General features: G+C 33.8%; 15 protein-coding genes. 10 read left to right on the top strand and 5 right to left on the bottom strand.

Going from position 1 to position 17,317, the window contains the following annotated elements; translation table 11 throughout:
* Position 1: 1 nt before the first annotated feature.
* A complete protein-coding gene (locus JX000_RS04020; RefSeq protein WP_002452015.1) occupies positions 2-646 on the bottom strand; it encodes a redox-sensing transcriptional repressor Rex in 645 nt (214 codons plus the stop codon).
* Between the two features lie 252 nt (positions 647-898).
* Between JX000_RS04020 and JX000_RS04015 the strand changes: the two genes are divergently transcribed.
* Positions 899-2,833: an ABC-F family ATP-binding cassette domain-containing protein gene (locus JX000_RS04015; protein ID WP_206140913.1), complete on the top strand. Its 1,935-nt coding sequence runs from the start codon at positions 899-901 to the stop codon at positions 2,831-2,833.
* 350 nt (positions 2,834-3,183) lie between these two features.
* Positions 3,184-4,806 carry a MutS-related protein gene (locus JX000_RS04010; protein ID WP_075777905.1) on the top strand — a complete coding sequence of 541 codons (1,623 nt, stop codon included), beginning with the start codon at positions 3,184-3,186 and terminating at the stop codon, positions 4,804-4,806.
* Between the two features lie 53 nt (positions 4,807-4,859).
* Here the strand turns inward: JX000_RS04010 and tsaD are convergent, their stop codons facing one another.
* The 4 genes from tsaD to tsaE are packed head-to-tail and all read right to left on the bottom strand — an operon-like array spanning position 4,860 to position 7,432.
* Entirely contained in the window at positions 4,860-5,897 is a 1,038-nt protein-coding gene (tsaD, locus tag JX000_RS04005) for a tRNA (adenosine(37)-N6)-threonylcarbamoyltransferase complex transferase subunit TsaD (RefSeq protein WP_075777904.1), read from the bottom strand.
* Positions 5,890-6,354: a ribosomal protein S18-alanine N-acetyltransferase gene (gene rimI, locus JX000_RS04000; protein ID WP_002452019.1), complete on the bottom strand. Its 465-nt coding sequence runs from the start codon at positions 6,352-6,354 to the stop codon at positions 5,890-5,892. The genes tsaD and rimI overlap by 8 nt, the downstream gene beginning before the upstream one ends.
* The gene (gene tsaB / locus JX000_RS03995; protein WP_002452020.1) at positions 6,327-6,989 is read right to left on the bottom strand and encodes a tRNA (adenosine(37)-N6)-threonylcarbamoyltransferase complex dimerization subunit type 1 TsaB; all 663 of its coding nucleotides are present in this window, start codon (positions 6,987-6,989) and stop codon (positions 6,327-6,329) included. The genes rimI and tsaB overlap by 28 nt, the downstream gene beginning before the upstream one ends.
* Complete coding sequence (tsaE, locus tag JX000_RS03990; protein ID WP_206140912.1) at positions 6,986-7,432, bottom strand: tRNA (adenosine(37)-N6)-threonylcarbamoyltransferase complex ATPase subunit type 1 TsaE; 447 nt, start codon at positions 7,430-7,432, stop codon at positions 6,986-6,988. The genes tsaB and tsaE overlap by 4 nt, the downstream gene beginning before the upstream one ends.
* 441 nt (positions 7,433-7,873) lie before the next feature.
* Here tsaE and ilvD point away from each other — a divergent pair, with 441 nt between their 5' ends.
* From ilvD to leuD, 8 genes are all read left to right on the top strand, one after another.
* On the top strand, positions 7,874-9,562 hold the full coding sequence (gene ilvD, locus JX000_RS03985) for a dihydroxy-acid dehydratase (protein WP_206140911.1): 1,689 nt from the start codon (positions 7,874-7,876) through the stop codon (positions 9,560-9,562).
* Positions 9,563-9,644: 82 nt separating this feature from the next.
* Positions 9,645-11,375 (top strand): biosynthetic-type acetolactate synthase large subunit, encoded by a 1,731-nt coding sequence (gene ilvB, locus JX000_RS03980; RefSeq protein ID WP_454368270.1) that lies wholly within the window; start codon positions 9,645-9,647, stop codon positions 11,373-11,375.
* Positions 11,375-11,617, top strand: a complete 243-nt coding sequence (locus tag JX000_RS03975; protein WP_206140909.1) for an ACT domain-containing protein — start codon at positions 11,375-11,377, stop codon at positions 11,615-11,617. Before ilvB ends, JX000_RS03975 begins: the two co-directional genes overlap by 1 nt.
* Before the next feature lie 136 nt (positions 11,618-11,753).
* Entirely contained in the window at positions 11,754-12,758 is a 1,005-nt protein-coding gene (gene ilvC / locus JX000_RS03970; RefSeq protein ID WP_002452025.1) for a ketol-acid reductoisomerase, read from the top strand.
* 27 nt (positions 12,759-12,785) lie between these two features.
* Positions 12,786-14,321 carry a 2-isopropylmalate synthase gene (locus JX000_RS03965; protein WP_124227783.1) on the top strand — a complete coding sequence of 512 codons (1,536 nt, stop codon included), beginning with the start codon at positions 12,786-12,788 and terminating at the stop codon, positions 14,319-14,321.
* Positions 14,318-15,361, top strand: a complete 1,044-nt coding sequence (gene leuB / locus JX000_RS03960; protein WP_075777899.1) for a 3-isopropylmalate dehydrogenase — start codon at positions 14,318-14,320, stop codon at positions 15,359-15,361. Before JX000_RS03965 ends, leuB begins: the two co-directional genes overlap by 4 nt.
* A gap of 15 nt (positions 15,362-15,376) precedes the next feature.
* The gene (gene leuC / locus JX000_RS03955) at positions 15,377-16,747 is read left to right on the top strand and encodes a 3-isopropylmalate dehydratase large subunit (protein ID WP_206140908.1); all 1,371 of its coding nucleotides are present in this window, start codon (positions 15,377-15,379) and stop codon (positions 16,745-16,747) included.
* Positions 16,748-17,317 (top strand): 3-isopropylmalate dehydratase small subunit, encoded by a 570-nt coding sequence (leuD, locus tag JX000_RS03950; RefSeq protein WP_002452029.1) that lies wholly within the window; start codon positions 16,748-16,750, stop codon positions 17,315-17,317. It abuts the gene before it with no gap.

Below are 17,317 nucleotides of genomic sequence, written 5' to 3'. Positions count from 1 at the left end.
GCTATTTCATTGATTCATCATAATTTCTCATAAAGAAAAGTAAGGACTGTAATTCAATACCTAAATCAATATGATGTACTTGTACATCAGTTGGCGTACTCACTCTCGCTGGTGTAAAATTCATAATACCTTTAATACCAGATTCAACCAGCTCATCTGTAACACTTTGGGCAACCTGTTCAGGTGTTGTAAGAATGACTACATCAATATCTTGATTTGATAACGTATGTTTTAAAGTCTTGCTATCTTTTACAACAACACGGCCTACTCGTTCGCCGATGACATCTTGATTTACATCAAATGCTTCTGTAATGGTCATTTCATCGTGAATTGAGAAGTTATATGTTAATAATGCTCGACCTAAGTTACCCACACCAACAATTGCAATTTTAATATCATTGCTACCACTAATTTCAGCTTTGAAAAATTCAATTAAACTATCTATATTATAGCCATATCCTTTTTTACCTAATTCGCCAAAATATGAAAAATCTCTACGAATCGTAGCTGAATCTATTTGTAATGCTTCGCTAATAGCTTTAGAATTAACACGGTCAATACCTTTAGATTTTAGATTACTCACAAATCTATAATATAACGGTAAACGTTTTAAAGTTGCTCGAGGAATTTTAACGTTACTTGCCATTTTATTTGTCTCCCTTCGACGCTAAACGGTTTTAATTTTATGTATATATTTGCAACAATAAAAATCCAAATAATTGTTCACAATGAATACTTGCTAATTATACATTAATAAAATTTAAAAATAAATATCCTAGTTTCAAGACACAGCTTAATACTGTAAAATAAATATTAATATGATAAACAAAAAATTTAAACATATCAAACTATATGTATAGTTTATAATGATATCGCATATTTAGAAAGGTGAAGTCGGATGATACTTTTACAACTTAATGACATCTCTAAATCGTTCGATGGTGAAGATATCTTTACTAACGTTGATTTTGAAGTGAAAACAGGTGAACGAATAGGCGTTGTTGGACGAAATGGTGCCGGTAAATCAACACTTATGAAAATCATTGCTGGCGTTGAAGATTATGATAGTGGTCACATTTCAAAGATTAAAAATCTTAAGATGGGCTATTTAACACAACAAATGACGTTGGACTCTAACGCCACTGTGTTCGAGGAAATGTCAAAACCATTTGAACATATTAAAAATATGGAACTATTAATCAAACGTGAAACAGATTGGTTAGCTGCCCATGCAAATGAGTATGATACACCTACTTATCAATCACATATGGAAAAATATGAATCTTTATCAAATCAATTTGAGCAATTAGAAGGTTATCAATATGACAGTAAAATTAAAACAGTTCTTCATGGATTGAATTTTAATGAAGATGACTTTAATAAGCCCATTAATGACTTTAGTGGTGGTCAAAAAACACGATTATCACTTGCACAAATGTTGTTAAATGAACCAGATCTATTATTACTTGATGAACCTACCAACCATCTCGATTTAGAAACTACAAAATGGTTAGAAGATTATTTGCGTTACTTTAAAGGGGCAATTGTCATTATAAGTCATGATAGATATTTCTTAGACAAAATCGTTACACAAGTTTATGACGTCGCTTTAGGTAGTGTTAAACGATATATTGGTAATTATGAACAATTTATTCAACAGCGAGATAAATATTATGAAAAACGTATGCAAGAATATGAAAAACAACAAGAAGAAATTAAACGGTTAGAAACATTTGTAGAAAAAAATATCACAAGAGCTTCTACAAGTGGAATGGCAAAGAGCCGTCGTAAAACATTAGAAAAAATTCAGCGTATTGATAAACCAATGATTGATGCAAGAAGTGCTAACATTCAATTTGGATTTGATAGAAATACCGGAAATGACGTCATGCATATCAAACAATTAGAAATTGGTTATGATGATACACCTATTACTAAACCTATTAATTTGGAAGTATCCAAAGGTGATCACATCGCTATTATTGGGCCAAATGGTGTCGGTAAAACCACTTTAATTAAAACCATTGCTCAAAGACAACGTCCACTCGGTGGCGAAGTCACATTTGGTGCTAATTTACAAATAGGTTACTATGACCAAAAACAAGCTGAATTCAAATCAAATAAAACCATTTTAGATTATGTTTGGGACCAGTATCCAAATATGAACGAAAAAGATATTCGAGCAGTATTAGGCCGTTTTTTATTCGTACAAGACGACGTCAAAAAAATTATCAATGATTTATCTGGTGGCGAAAAGGCAAGATTACAATTAGCCTTGTTAATGTTGCAACGTGATAATGTACTTATTTTAGATGAACCTACCAATCACCTCGATATAGATTCGAAAGAAATGTTAGAACAAGCTTTAGAACATTTTGCAGGTACTATTATCTTTGTATCCCATGATAGATACTTCATCAATCAATTAGCCAATAAAGTATTTGACCTAGATCATGATGGTGGAAAAATGTATCTTGGTGATTATCAATATTATATTGAAAAAACAGAAGAAGCTGCAGCCTTAAAAGCTAAAGCAGAGAGTGAAATTGAGTCTGCAAATCACTCAAATACTAAACAGACTACAGCGTCATCATATGAAAACCAAAAGCAGCGTCGTCGCGAACAACGCAAAATAGAACGTGAAATCGAGCAACGTGAAGCCATCATCGAATCATGTGAAGCAAAGATCGAAGACATTGATCATCAACTTACACAACCCGACGTTTATAGCGACCCTGTAAAATCCAATGAACTAGCTGAATTAAAATCGAATACCGAACAAGAATTAGAACAAGCAATGCTTGAATGGGAAGAATTACAAGAAAAATTATAAATAACTATTATTTTTCCAGACACTAGAAAGTAGATTTTCTACTTTTTAGTGTCTTTTTTCTGATTTTTAATTGATTATTATTAACATTCATTTTCGCCTATCTGATAGCTATCCACAGAGTTATCCTAGTTATCCACAGGTAATATGTAACTAAATTTTAGAGTTATTCAGATAAAAATTTGCTATATCCACAAAAATTAACACCACTTATCCACAAGTTGTGCACTTATTGTTGATAAGTACGCATGTTCCCTATTGACATATCTTCTGACTTCTCATTTTTATCATTGATTGTTTCAAATTAAATGATATGAAATAATTAAAAAAACAATACATTAAGGAGTTTTTAAATGAATGACCCACAGTTATTTTTATTATTTGTTTTAGGCGTTATTATATTAACCACAGTCGTTAGTATCATTACTTCTATCATTAATAGACGACAGTTCATTAATAAAATTAACGGCTTATGGTCTAATCAAGAAAAGTTAGAAAAATTTATCAGGCCAAATGCGAAATATGATTATCAATTTCAAACCTATTTTGATAACTATGATGATCGTCAACTAATTGATAACAAGACATGGTCTGACTTAAATATGGATGCATTATTTCAAAGTATGAATTTCAATTTCACAGCACTTGGGGAGATGCGTTTATATGCAACATTACGTAGAATGTTTAAAATGAACAATAAAATATTACTCAATCGTTTTAAAGAAGATACTTCTTTTAGGAATCAGGTTTCATTACGGTTAGGTCTAGTTGGTAAAAGTGTCTATCCACATTTTCCCGATCAACTCACACCTATTAAATGTCAAAAAATATTTATGCTAGCCCCCTTATTACCAATAATCGCTTTAATTTATACGTGCTTTGATGCGTCAAATGGTATTCTGTTATTCATCATGGCATGTGTGATTAATATCATTTTATCGGTCAGTTTAAAACGAACTTATGAACAAGATTTAAAAACCATTTTTTATACTGCTAATATTTTAAAGCAGTGTAAAAATCTTACTGATATAGAGGGAACACCGCAAATAGACGTTAATTTCAATCACTTTAAAACTGCAAGATATTTAAGTGGCATATTAGCTAAAGTCGAAAGCGTTGACTTTGCATCAGCCTTTGTTTTATTAATTAAAACTATATTTATGTTAGATTATCTTATTTTTCACACGATTCAACATAGTTACTATAAATATTTAGATGAAGTATTAAAATGCTACGATTATATTGGCCAATTAGATAATCATTATGCAATTGCCTTATACCAAGAGACATTAGAAGCATACTGCGAACCTGAAATAATTCAAAATAGTAATACTCAACAGCAATTATGTGAGTTTAATCAACTTGTACATCCATTAATTAACAATGCTGTTCCAAATGATTTAAATCTCAATCGAAATATTTTATTAACCGGTTCGAATGCATCTGGTAAATCAACCTTCATGAAGACTGTTGCGCTTAATCTTATCTTGGCTCAAACAATTAACACTGCAACAGCCACTCAATTTAAATATGTACCTGGATTAGTCTACACGTCTATGGCTAATGCAGATGATGTCTTATCAGGAGATAGCTATTTTATGGCTGAATTGAAATCCATTCGCCGTTTATTCAATATTTCAACGGATAATCAAGTATACTGTTTCATTGATGAAATCTTTAAAGGAACCAATACTACAGAACGTATTGCCGCTTCTGAATCAGTATTAACTTATTTATCTCACTTGCCAAATTACTATGTATTAGCTGCAACACATGATATTGAATTATCAAATTTATTAAATATATCTTATACAAATTATCACTTTAATGAATCAATTAAAGATGATTCCATTGCGTTTGACTTTAAAATCAAACCAGGTAAAGCAAATACAAGAAATGCAATCGAATTGCTAAGATTGACACAATTCCCTACTGATATTTATGAACGTGCCAAACAACAAGTTAAGGATATATAATAAAAAGTCAGTAGTGTGAGATTCTATTTAATCTCGCATTACTGACTTTATAATTATGATAAAGATTCAATTGAAAAATCTTCAATATCGATATTATTTTGTCCATTCATTGCCATATCCCCACGAATGCCTGCTAAATACAAGAAATGACCTGCTGCACCAATCATCGCTGCATTGTCAGTACATAATTTTGGTGTAGGAATGGTTAATTGGATTTGATTATTTTCACACTGTTTAGAAATACTTTCTCTTAGTCCACGATTACTTGCTACACCACCAGCAACAATTAATCGCTTAACGTTATACGCTTTGCAAGCATGTATCGCTTTAGTTGTTAACACTTCAACAACACTATTTTGGAAGCTAGTTGCCACATTTTCTGGCACAATGTCTTGCCCTTTTTGACGTTGATTATGCAATTGATTAATAACTGCACTTTTTAGTCCACTAAAACTGAAATCATAACTTTCTTTTTCTAACCAAACTCTAGGAAATTGATACGTATCTTCACCTATAGCTGCTAATTGATCTATTTGAGGTCCACCTGGATATGGCAAGTCAATTGTACGTGCTACTTTATCATATGCTTCACCTACAGCATCATCTCTTGTTTCACCTATCACTTTAAAATGGAGATGATCTTTCATATAAACCAATTCTGTATGACCTCCTGAAACGATTAATGCCATTAATGGAAATGTTAAAGGCGTTTCTAAATGATTCGCATAGATATGTCCTGCAATATGGTGAACGGGTATTAATGGTATATCATATGCAAATGCAAGTGCTTTCGCTGCATTAATACCTATGAGTAACGCACCTATAAGTCCAGGTCCTTGCGTTACAGCGATAGCATTAATATCATTCATAGTCACATTTGCAGTTTGTAAAGCAGTGTCTATAGTCGTTGTGATTCCTTCGACATGATGACGACTAGCAATTTCAGGTACAACACCACCAAAGCGCTTATGACTTTCAATTTGGCTTAACACTGTATTGGACAATATTTCCGTACCATTTTTAATAATACTTACACTTGTTTCATCACAACTTGTCTCTATTGCTAAAATTAATGTCTGTTGATTATTCACGTAAATTCACCCACATGACTAATGCATCCTGCCCTTCTCCATAATAATTTTTTCGTTTTCCACCATATTGAAAACCTAAATTTTGATAAACATGTTGAGCCACTGTATTATCCACTCTAACTTCTAAACTCATCACTTCACATCGATGTCTCGCATAATTCATGACATATTTTAATAATAATTGTCCTAAACCATATCCTCTAAATTGCTCTGCAATCGCAACTGTGGTTATTTGTGCTTGATCAATGACAACCCATAATCCTAAATATCCAATAATCGTATGGTTAAATTCTATGACGAAATAATTAGCAAACTCATTCTTTTCAATTTCATGATAAAATGCATCGATTGACCATGAACTATCATTAAAACTAGATCTTTCAATGTCAAAGACTGCTGGAACATCATCTTTACTCATTTTTCTAATATTTAATTGTTCTTCTGTTGGTCTATCCAATTTCTTTCCGCCTCAGTTATTTTATGATATTTAGGAACAAAACTATGGATTTCAGTTGGCTGGCTAATTAAATTTTTCATGACTGATGCTTGTGGTAATTGATTAATGCCCTTAGCATCTAGCAAATGTTCTAATTTAACCGTATCTTCACCTATAAATACATGTGGTTGATCAAGTTCATGTAATTTCAGTTTCAAGTCGTTAATTGAAATATATTGATCGTCTAATACAGTTTCTAATATTCCATTTTTTCTTTGGTAAATTCCTGCATAAACCGCTTCACGTCGGGCGTCAAAAATGGGTACTAAAAGTTTGTTTTTTTCGCTAACAGTTGCTGCCAAAGCTTTTAATGAAGAAACGCCATACAATTTACAATTTAATGCATAGGCAAGTGTTTTAGCAGTCGTCACACCAATTCTTAATCCAGTATATGAACCTGGGCCTTCAGCAACTACGATGCCATCGAGATCATTTTTTGAGATACTACTTTCTTTAAATAAACGTTCAATCTCAGGCATTAATTGTACTGAATGATTCGTCTTTGAATTATTGGTTATTTCAGCTAAAACATCATTGCCATCTGTTAATGCGACAGATAAAGGCTGATTGGACGTATCTATCAATAATAATTTCATTGTTCTAACGCCTCCTTCATTGCTTCATAATGTTCGCCTTTAGCTTCTATCGTAATGTGTCGACTCATTTCATCAATAACTTCAATATTTATTATCAGTGATTCATCAGGTAGTAAATCCTCAATAAATTGGCTCCATTCAATCACTGTTAAGCCATTATCTTCAAAGTATTCATCAAATCCTAAATCTTCTTCTGAATCTTCTAGTCTATAGCAATCCATATGATGTAACTTTAAATGTGTACCTTTGTAAGATTTAATAATATTAAATGTTGGTGAATTGATTGTTCTCTTAACACCTAAAGCTTCACCTATAAATTGCGTGAATGTTGTTTTACCTGCACCTAAATCTCCATTCAGTAAAACTAAATCCCCAGCTTGGACTAATGCCACTAATCTAGCCGCAAATTGTTTCATCTCGTTTTTATCTTTAATACTAATCATAGGTCATTCTCCTATTTACTTTTTAACTACACAATAAATATATTAACTTAATAAGTGTAACAAATTTTGTCTTATATTTCTTCGTAAATATTTTCAACAAAATAGATTTGTAATTGTTAGAAAATTCTAAAATATTATTGACATCATTTTCACCTTATAGTAAATTAGGTTTATAAATTTTAAAACAATTCAAACTATTTAGAATAAATAACCATTCAACGAAGGGAGTATAAATAAAATGAGACATTATACAACACAACATTCAACGACAACTTCAAATATTATTATTTTATTATACTCTCAAGGGCTCGAACTTTAGTAATTTTTTCATTTACTAAATGTTTAAGTCCTATTTGTAATTGAATGGGACTTATTGAACGTCCCAATAACCATTGGGACGTTTTTTATTTTCTTATAGTAAAAAATACGGGGGAATTTATTATGCGAAGCGACATGATCAAAAAAGGAGATCAACAAGCTCCAGCAAGAAGTCTTTTACATGCTACGGGCGCACTTCAAAATCCAACAGATATGAACAAACCTTTCGTAGCTATTTGTAATTCATATATTGATATTGTTCCTGGACATGTTCATTTAAGAGAATTAGCTGATATAGCAAAAGAAGCGATTCGTGAGGCAGGTGCCATTCCATTTGAGTTTAATACAATTGGTGTAGATGACGGTATTGCGATGGGTCATATTGGAATGAGATATTCTTTACCTTCTAGAGAAATTATTGCTGATGCTGCAGAAACTGTAATTAATGCCCACTGGTTTGACGGTGTATTTTATATTCCAAACTGCGACAAGATTACACCAGGCATGTTACTAGCAGCTGTTAGAACTAATGTACCTGCAATTTTTTGTTCAGGTGGTCCGATGAAAGCTGGATTATCTGCTCAAGGTAAAGCTTTAACATTATCTTCTATGTTTGAAGCCGTTGGTGCTTTTAAAGAAGGTTCTATTTCTAAAGATGAATTCTTAGATATGGAACAAAATGCCTGCCCTACTTGTGGTTCATGTGCAGGTATGTTCACTGCCAATTCAATGAACTGTCTCATGGAAGTACTTGGTTTAGCATTACCATACAATGGTACAGCATTAGCAGTTAGTGACCAACGTCGTGAAATGATTCGTCAAGCTGCCTTTAGATTAGTAGAAAATATCAAAAATGATATTAAACCTAGAGATATTGTTACCAAAGAAGCGATTGATGATGCCTTTGCACTGGATATGGCTATGGGAGGTTCTACAAATACAGTATTACACACATTAGCAATTGCTAACGAAGCTGGTATTGAATATAATTTGGAACGTATTAATGAAGTCGCTAAAAAAACACCTTACTTATCTAAAATTGCTCCAAGTTCTTCATACTCAATGCATGATGTTCACGAAGCAGGTGGCGTTCCAGCAATTATCAATGAATTAATGAAAAAAGAAGGTACCTTACATCCAGATAGAATCACAGTCACTGGAAAAACTTTACGAGAAAATAATGAAGGTAAAGAAATTAAAAACTTTGATGTTATCCATTCGCTAGAGAAGCCATATGATAAAGAAGGCGGTTTATCTATCTTATTTGGTAACCTGGCTCCTAAAGGTGCAGTTATCAAAGTTGGTGGTGTAGATCCTTCAATTAAAACATTCACTGGTAAAGCGATTTGCTTTAATTCACATGATGAAGCAGTTGAAACCATTGATAATCATACAGTACGAGAAGGACATGTGGTCGTTATCAGATATGAAGGACCTAAAGGCGGCCCAGGTATGCCTGAAATGTTAGCCCCTACTTCTTCTATTGTCGGTAGAGGATTAGGTAAAGATGTAGCATTAATTACAGATGGTCGTTTTTCAGGTGCAACACGAGGCATTGCAGTAGGACATATTTCTCCTGAAGCAGCATCTGGTGGGCCAATCGGACTTATTCGAGACGGTGATGAAATCACCATCGATTTAACAAATCGTACACTTAATGTTGATCAACCTGAAGAGGAATTATATCGTCGTAGAGAACAATTAGAACCATTTAAAGCAAAGGTTAAGACTGGTTATCTTGCACGTTATACATCATTAGTCACAAGTGCCAATACTGGTGGCATCATGCAAGTACCTGAGAATCTTATCTAAATAATAGGAGTTGATTTTAATGACTAAACTTAGTGATATGTCAGAACATAATACAGCAACGTCGAACCAACCTGTAGATACCATGAAAGTTGCTGAATCTAGCAAACCTGAATATATGAAGAGTCAGACTATAAATGAGATGCGTCCTGGTTCTGAAATATTAGTTGAAGCACTTCAAAATGAAGATGTCGATTTTATCTTTGGTTATCCAGGTGGTGCCGTATTACCTCTATATGACACATTTTATGATGGTAAAATTAAACATATTTTAGCAAGACATGAGCAAGGTGCAACACACGCTGCTGAAGGATATGCACGAATTTCTGGTAAAACTGGTGTGGTTGTTGTAACAAGTGGTCCTGGAGCTACAAATGCTATTACAGGTATTACTGACGCTCATAGTGATTCATTACCATTAGTAGTCTTTACAGGACAAGTAGCGACACCAGGTATCGGTAAAGATGCTTTCCAAGAAGCAGATTTATTATCAATGACCGCTCCTATTACTAAACAAAATTATCAAGTAAAAAAAGTTGAAGATATTCCTAGAATCGTTCACGAAGCTTTCCACGTAGCTAATTCTGGTAGAAAAGGTCCGGTAGTCGTAGACTTCCCTAAGGATATGGGCGTATTATCTACCAATGTGGGTCTATCTGACCATATCGATTTACCAGGTTATCAAGTTAATACTGTAGCTAAATCAAATGATATTAACACGTTAGTTAAATATTTAAATCATTCTAAAAAGCCTTTAATTTTAGCAGGTGCTGGTGTCAATCATTCAAAATCTAATGAATTACTGACTCAATTTGTTACTCAACATCAAATTCCAACTGTCACAACACTGTTAGGGCTCGGGGCTATTCCATACGAACATCCCCTATTCTTAGGTATGGGAGGTATGCATGGTTCATACGCAAGTAATATGGCATTAACCGAGTGTGATTTATTAATTAACTTAGGTAGTCGTTTTGATGATCGACTCGCCAGTAAACCAGATGATTTTGCACCTAATGCTAAAGTGGTTCATGTAGATATTGACCCATCAGAAATCAATAAAATCATAGCCACTGATTTAGGTATCGTTGCAGATTGTAAAAATGTATTAGAACAACTTGAAGCTTCTCAAATTAATGTTCCATCACACGATGAATGGTTACAATACTGTCAATCAAACAAATCCAATCACCCATTTAAATATGAAAAAGATGATAAAGACATCTTTTGTAAGCCACAAGAGGCTATTGAATATATTGGTAAAATCACAAATGGTGATGCTATTGTCACAACAGATGTGGGTCAACATCAAATGTGGGCAGCTCAATTCTATCCATTCAAAAGTCACAGTCAATGGGTTACTAGTGGAGGTCTTGGTACGATGGGATTCGGTATTCCATCTGCGATTGGTGCACAACTCGCTTCACCAGATAAAACAGTTGTTTGTTTTGTCGGAGATGGCGGATTCCAAATGACGAATCAAGAGATGGCACTTTTACCAGAATATGGCTTAAACATTAAAATTGTCCTCATTAATAACGGTACATTAGGCATGGTTAAACAGTGGCAAGATAAGTTCTTTAATCAACGTTTTTCACATTCAGTATTTAATGATCAACCCGATTTCATAAAAATGGCTGAAGCATATGGCGTCAAAGGATTCTTAATTGATCAACCAAATCAACTTAAATCTAAACTTGATGAAGCATTTAATTATGAAGGACCTGCCCTTATTGAAGTTCGTATCTCTCCAATTGAGCCAGTTAATCCAATGATTCCTAGTGGCAAAGCTAATAACGAGATGGAGGGATATTAATGAAAAGACATTTAAAATTTGAAGTTATGAATCAAGTAAGTACTCTAAATAGAATTACAAGTGCATTCGTCAGATTGCAATATAATATTGAAGAATTACATGTCAAAAAACGTGACGATAATCCTAATATTTCATATATGGAACTTATTGTTAATATTGAAGATGAAGACGTATTAAATATTTTATTAAATAAATTACAACAACAAATAAACGTTTTAAATGTAGAACAATACTCTGCTTAATATAAATTATGATTAAAACATCGATGCGCTAGTGTTCTATAAAAGCATACTTACCGAACAGCTATCATCCTTTGTTTATCACACACTTTAATTTTCGGAATATTGCTAATTTTTAATTATTTTGGAGGAATGTATTATGACAACAGTTTATTATGATGAATCAGTAAAAACAGACGCTTTAGAAGGTAAAAAAATTGCTGTGATTGGATATGGTTCACAAGGCCATGCTCACGCACAAAACTTAAAAGATAACGGATATGATGTTGTTATCGGTATCCGTCCAGGACGCTCTTTTGATAAAGCTAAGGAAAATGGTTTCGATGTATATCCTGTGGCAGAAGCAACGAAACAAGCTGACGTTATCATGGTTTTAATTCCAGATGAAATCCAAGGTGATGTATATAAAAATGAAATTGAACCTAATTTAGAAGCTGGTAACGCACTTGCATTTGCTCATGGTTTCAATATTCACTTTGGTGTTATTCAACCCCCTGCAGATGTCGATGTTTTCTTAGTTGCACCAAAAGGACCAGGTCACTTAGTTAGACGTACATTTGAAGAAGGTAGTGCAGTGCCATCTTTATTTGGTGTTCAACAAGATGCTACAGGTCATGCAAGAGATATTGCATTAAGTTATGCAAAAGGTATCGGATCTACAAGAGCTGGTGTAATTGAAACAACATTTAAAGAAGAAACAGAAACGGATTTATTTGGTGAACAAGCTGTACTATGTGGCGGTATCCATAAATTAATTCAAAGTGGATTTGAAACATTAGTTGAAGCTGGTTACCAACCAGAATTAGCCTATTTTGAAGTATTACATGAAATGAAATTAATCGTTGATTTAATGTATGAAGGCGGTATGGATAATGTCCGTTATTCAATTTCTAATACTGCAGAGTATGGTGACTATGTATCTGGACGTCGTATCATCACTCCAGATGTCAAAGACAATATGAAAGCTGTATTAACAGATATTCAAAACGGTAAATTTGCTAATAGTTTTGTTGAAGATAATAAAAATGGATTTAAAGAATTCTATAAAATGCGTGAAGAACAAGCTGGTCATCCAATTGAAAAAGTGGGCCGTAAATTACGTGATATGATGCCATTTATTAAATCAAAAAGCATTGAAAAGTAATAGTAATGGATTAAGGAGTTGATTAAAATGAGTAGCCATATTCAAATATTTGATACCACTCTTAGAGATGGTGAACAAACACCAGGCGTGAATTTTACATTCGATGAACGTTTAAAAATAGCACAACAACTTGAAAGATGGGGTGTAGATGTTATCGAAGCTGGCTTCCCTGCTTCTAGTACAGGGAGTTTCAAATCAGTGGAAGCTATTTCTAAAGCCTTAACAACAACTGCTGTTTGTGGTTTAGCTAGATGTATTAAGTCTGATATAGATGCAGTTTACGAAGCAACAAAGCATGCAGCTAAGCCTCTAGTACATGTTTTTATTGCGACATCCCCTATTCATCTAGAACATAAATTGAAAATGTCTCAAGAAGAAGTTTTAGATTCTATAAAAGAACATGTTACTTATGCTAAACAATTGTTTGATATCGTTCAGTTCTCACCTGAAGATGCAACACGTACAGATATGGACTTTTTAATAAAAAGTGTACAAACAGCTGTTGATGCTGGTGCAACTATTATTAATATTCCTGACACTGTAGGCTTTAGTTACCCAAATGAATATGGACAAATTTTTAAAACTTTAACTGAATCCGTGCAATCTGATAATGAAATTATATATAGTTCACATTGTCACGATGACCTAGGAATGGCGGTTGCAAATAGTCTAGCTGCTATTGAAGGTGGTGCGAGACGAATAGAAGGTACTGTTAACGGTATAGGCGAGCGAGCTGGTAATGCAGCACTAGAAGAAGTCGCTTTGGCACTGTATGTTCGTAAAGATCATTATGGCATAGAGTCACAAATTGATTTAAAAGAAACTAAGAAGACTTCTGCCTTAATTTCTCGCTATGCAGGTATTCGTGTACCAAGAAATAAAGCGATCGTAGGACAAAATGCATTCAGTCATGAATCTGGTATACATCAAGATGGTATTCTTAAACACCGTGAAACATATGAAATTATTACCCCTCAATTAGTTGGTGTTAGTACTACTGAATTACCTTTAGGAAAACTTTCAGGTAAACATGCCTTTGCTGAAAAATTAAAAGCACTGGGCTATGACATTTCTCCTGATGATCAAATTAATTTATTTAAACAATTTAAATCTATTGCTGATAAGAAAAAATCAGTCTCTGATCGCGATATCCATGCTTTAATTCAAGGATCAGAACATGAACAAAGTGCGATTTATCAACTAGAAGCATTACAACTTCAATTCGTTTCTAATGGTCTTCAAAGTGCAGTCGTTGTGATTAAAGATAAAGATGGCAATATTTATCAAGACTCAAGTATTGGTACAGGATCCATTGTTGCAATTTATAATGCTGTTGACCGTATCTTTAAACGTGAAACAGAATTAATCGATTATCGTATTGATTCTGTTACAGAAGGTACAGATGCTCAAGCAGAAGTACATGTTAATCTTGTTATAGATAATAAAGAAGTTAATGGTATTGGTATTGATCACGATATTTTAAAAGCTTCTTGTAAAGCTTATATTGAAGCACATGCAAAATACGTTGCAGACGCTAAAGAGAAAGAAGGTATCCAATCATGACCTATAACATCGTCGCTTTACCTGGAGATGGCATAGGCCCAGAAATACTAAATGGGAGTTTAGAAGTTTTAGAAAAAATCAGTGAGAAATATCATTTTGAGTATCAAGTAGATACACATCATTTTGGAGGAGCTGCCATAGATGCCTATGGCACGCCTCTAACTGATGAAACATTAAAGGCTTGTCAAAATGCTGATGCGATATTGCTAGGTGCTATTGGAGGTCCGAAATGGACAGATCCTAAAGTACGTCCAGAACAAGGTTTATTAAAATTAAGAAAATCACTTAATTTATATGCTAATATTCGCCCTACTATAGTGACTGATGGTACAAGTCATCTTTCACCTCTTAAACAAGATAGAGTTGAAGGTACAGATTTAGTCATAGTTAGAGAATTAACAGGAGGTTTGTATTTTGGTGAACCACGTGAGTTAACTGATCATCATGCATTAGATTCTTTAACTTACACGCGTGCTGAAATTGAACAAATTGTTAGAGTCGCATTTGAAATAGCACAACAACGACATAAAAAGTTAACGTCTGTCGATAAAGAAAATGTACTTGCTTCAAGTAAACTTTGGAGAAAAACGGTTGAGGAAGTCAGTCATGACTATCCAGATGTAGAAGTAGAATATTTACTCGTTGATGCCTGCAGTATGCATTTGATAACACGTCCAACACAATTCGACGTCATCGTCACTGAAAATTTATTTGGAGACATCTTAAGTGATGAAGCTTCTGTCATTCCAGGTTCTTTAGGATTATCTCCATCAGCTAGCTTTGGCAAAGATGGAACAAGATTATATGAACCTATTCATGGCTCAGCACCTGATATTGCGGGCCAAGATAAAGCCAATCCTTTTGGAATGATATTATCATTAGCAATGTGTTTACGTGAAAGTTTCAAAGAAATTGAGGCAGCTAATGAATTAGAGAACAATGTTTATCAACTCATTAGAGATGGAAAATGTACAGCTGATTTAGGCGGAACGTATACTACATCACAAATTATTAAATTTTTAAAAGAATTTTATACTTAAGGGAGGCGTCATCTTATGGGACAAACACTATTTGACAAAGTATGGGATAAACATGTCTTACATGGAAATGTAGGTGACCCTCAATTATTATATATAGATTTACATTTGATACATGAAGTAACATCACCGCAAGCGTTTGAAGGATTGAGAATTCAAAATAGACGCTTACGTCGTCCCGATTTAACATTTGCTACATTAGATCATAATATCCCAACAATAGATATATTTAATATCAAAGATGAAATAGCAAATAAGCAAATTACAACGTTACAAAAGAATGCAAAAGACTTCGGTATACACATATTTGATATGGGATCAGATGAACAAGGTATCGTGCATATGGTTGGTCCTGAGACTGGATTAACACAACCAGGAAAGACCATTGTATGTGGCGATTCTCATACTGCTACACATGGGGCATTTGGTGCCATTGCTTTTGGTATCGGAACTAGTGAAGTAGAACATGTCTTTGCTACACAAACACTTTGGCAAACTAAACCAAAAAATTTGAAGATAGATATCAATGGAAACTTACCTAAAGGTGTTTATGCCAAAGATATTATTCTTTATCTTATTAACCAATTCGGTGTAGACTTTGGTACTGGTTATGCTTTAGAGTTCACTGGTGAAACAATCAAAAAGCTTTCAATGGAAGCTAGAATGACCATATGTAATATGGCTATTGAAGCAGGTGCTAAATATGGAATCATGCAACCAGATGAAACTACATTTGAATATGTAAAAGATAGACCATATGCTAACAATTTCGACCAATCCATATCTGAATGGAAACAACTATATTCTGATGAGGATGCTATTTTTGACAAAGTCATTGAAGTAGATGTTTCTGATTTGGAACCTCAAGTAACTTGGGGTACTAATCCAGAAATGGGCGTTAATTTTAATACTCCCTTCCCTACAATTAAAGATTCTAATGACGAACGTGCTTATCAATATATGGGACTCGAACCAGGACAAAAAGCTGAAGATATCGAATTAGGATATGTCTTTTTAGGATCATGTACTAATGCTAGAATTACTGATTTAATCGAAGCTAGTCATATTGTGAAGGGCAATCATGTACATCCTAATATTACAGCTATTGTTGTACCCGGATCTCGAACAGTTAAAAAAGAAGCAGAATCAATGGGACTCGATAAAATATTTAAAGAAGCGGGCTTTGAATGGCGAGAACCAGGTTGTTCAATGTGTCTGGGTATGAATCCAGACCAAGTACCTGAAGGCGTCCATTGTGCGTCTACAAGCAATCGTAACTTTGAGGGCAGACAAGGTAAGGGAGCAAGAACTCATCTCGTTTCCCCTGCTATGGCCGCTGCAGCAGCAATTAATGGGCGATTTGTTGATGTTAGAAAGGTGGTCGTATAGATGGATATCAAACCAATCACAACATATACAGGGAAAATTGTCCCTCTCTTTTACGATAATATTGATACAGATCAAATTATACCTAAAGTTCATTTAAAACGTATTTCAAAAACTGGTTTTGGTCCATTTGCGTTTGATGAATGGCGCTATTTACCAGATGGAAGCGATAATCCAGACTTCAATCCAAACAAACCCGAATATCAAGGAGCTAGTATTTTAATCACTGGCGATAATTTCGGTTGCGGTTCAAGTAGAGAACACGCTGCTTGGGCATTGAAAGACTATGGTTTTAGTATCATCATTGCTGGAAGTTATAGCGATATCTTTTATATGAATTGTACTAAGAATGCGATGCTCCCTATCGTATTAGATAAACCTTCACGTGAACATCTTGCAACATTCAACGAAATCACAATTGATTTACCAAATCAAACTGTATCATCACCAGAACAAACCTTCCACTTTGATATTGATGAAACTTGGAAGAATAAACTGATCAATGGTCTTGATGATATTGATATTACTTTACAATATGAAGATTTAATTGAAAAATATGAAAAAGCACATTAA

The organism is Staphylococcus sp. SB1-57, from assembly GCF_017086425.1.
GTDB lineage: Bacteria > Bacillota > Bacilli > Staphylococcales > Staphylococcaceae > Staphylococcus > Staphylococcus warneri_A.
This window is presented reverse-complemented; position numbering and strand designations above follow the sequence as displayed.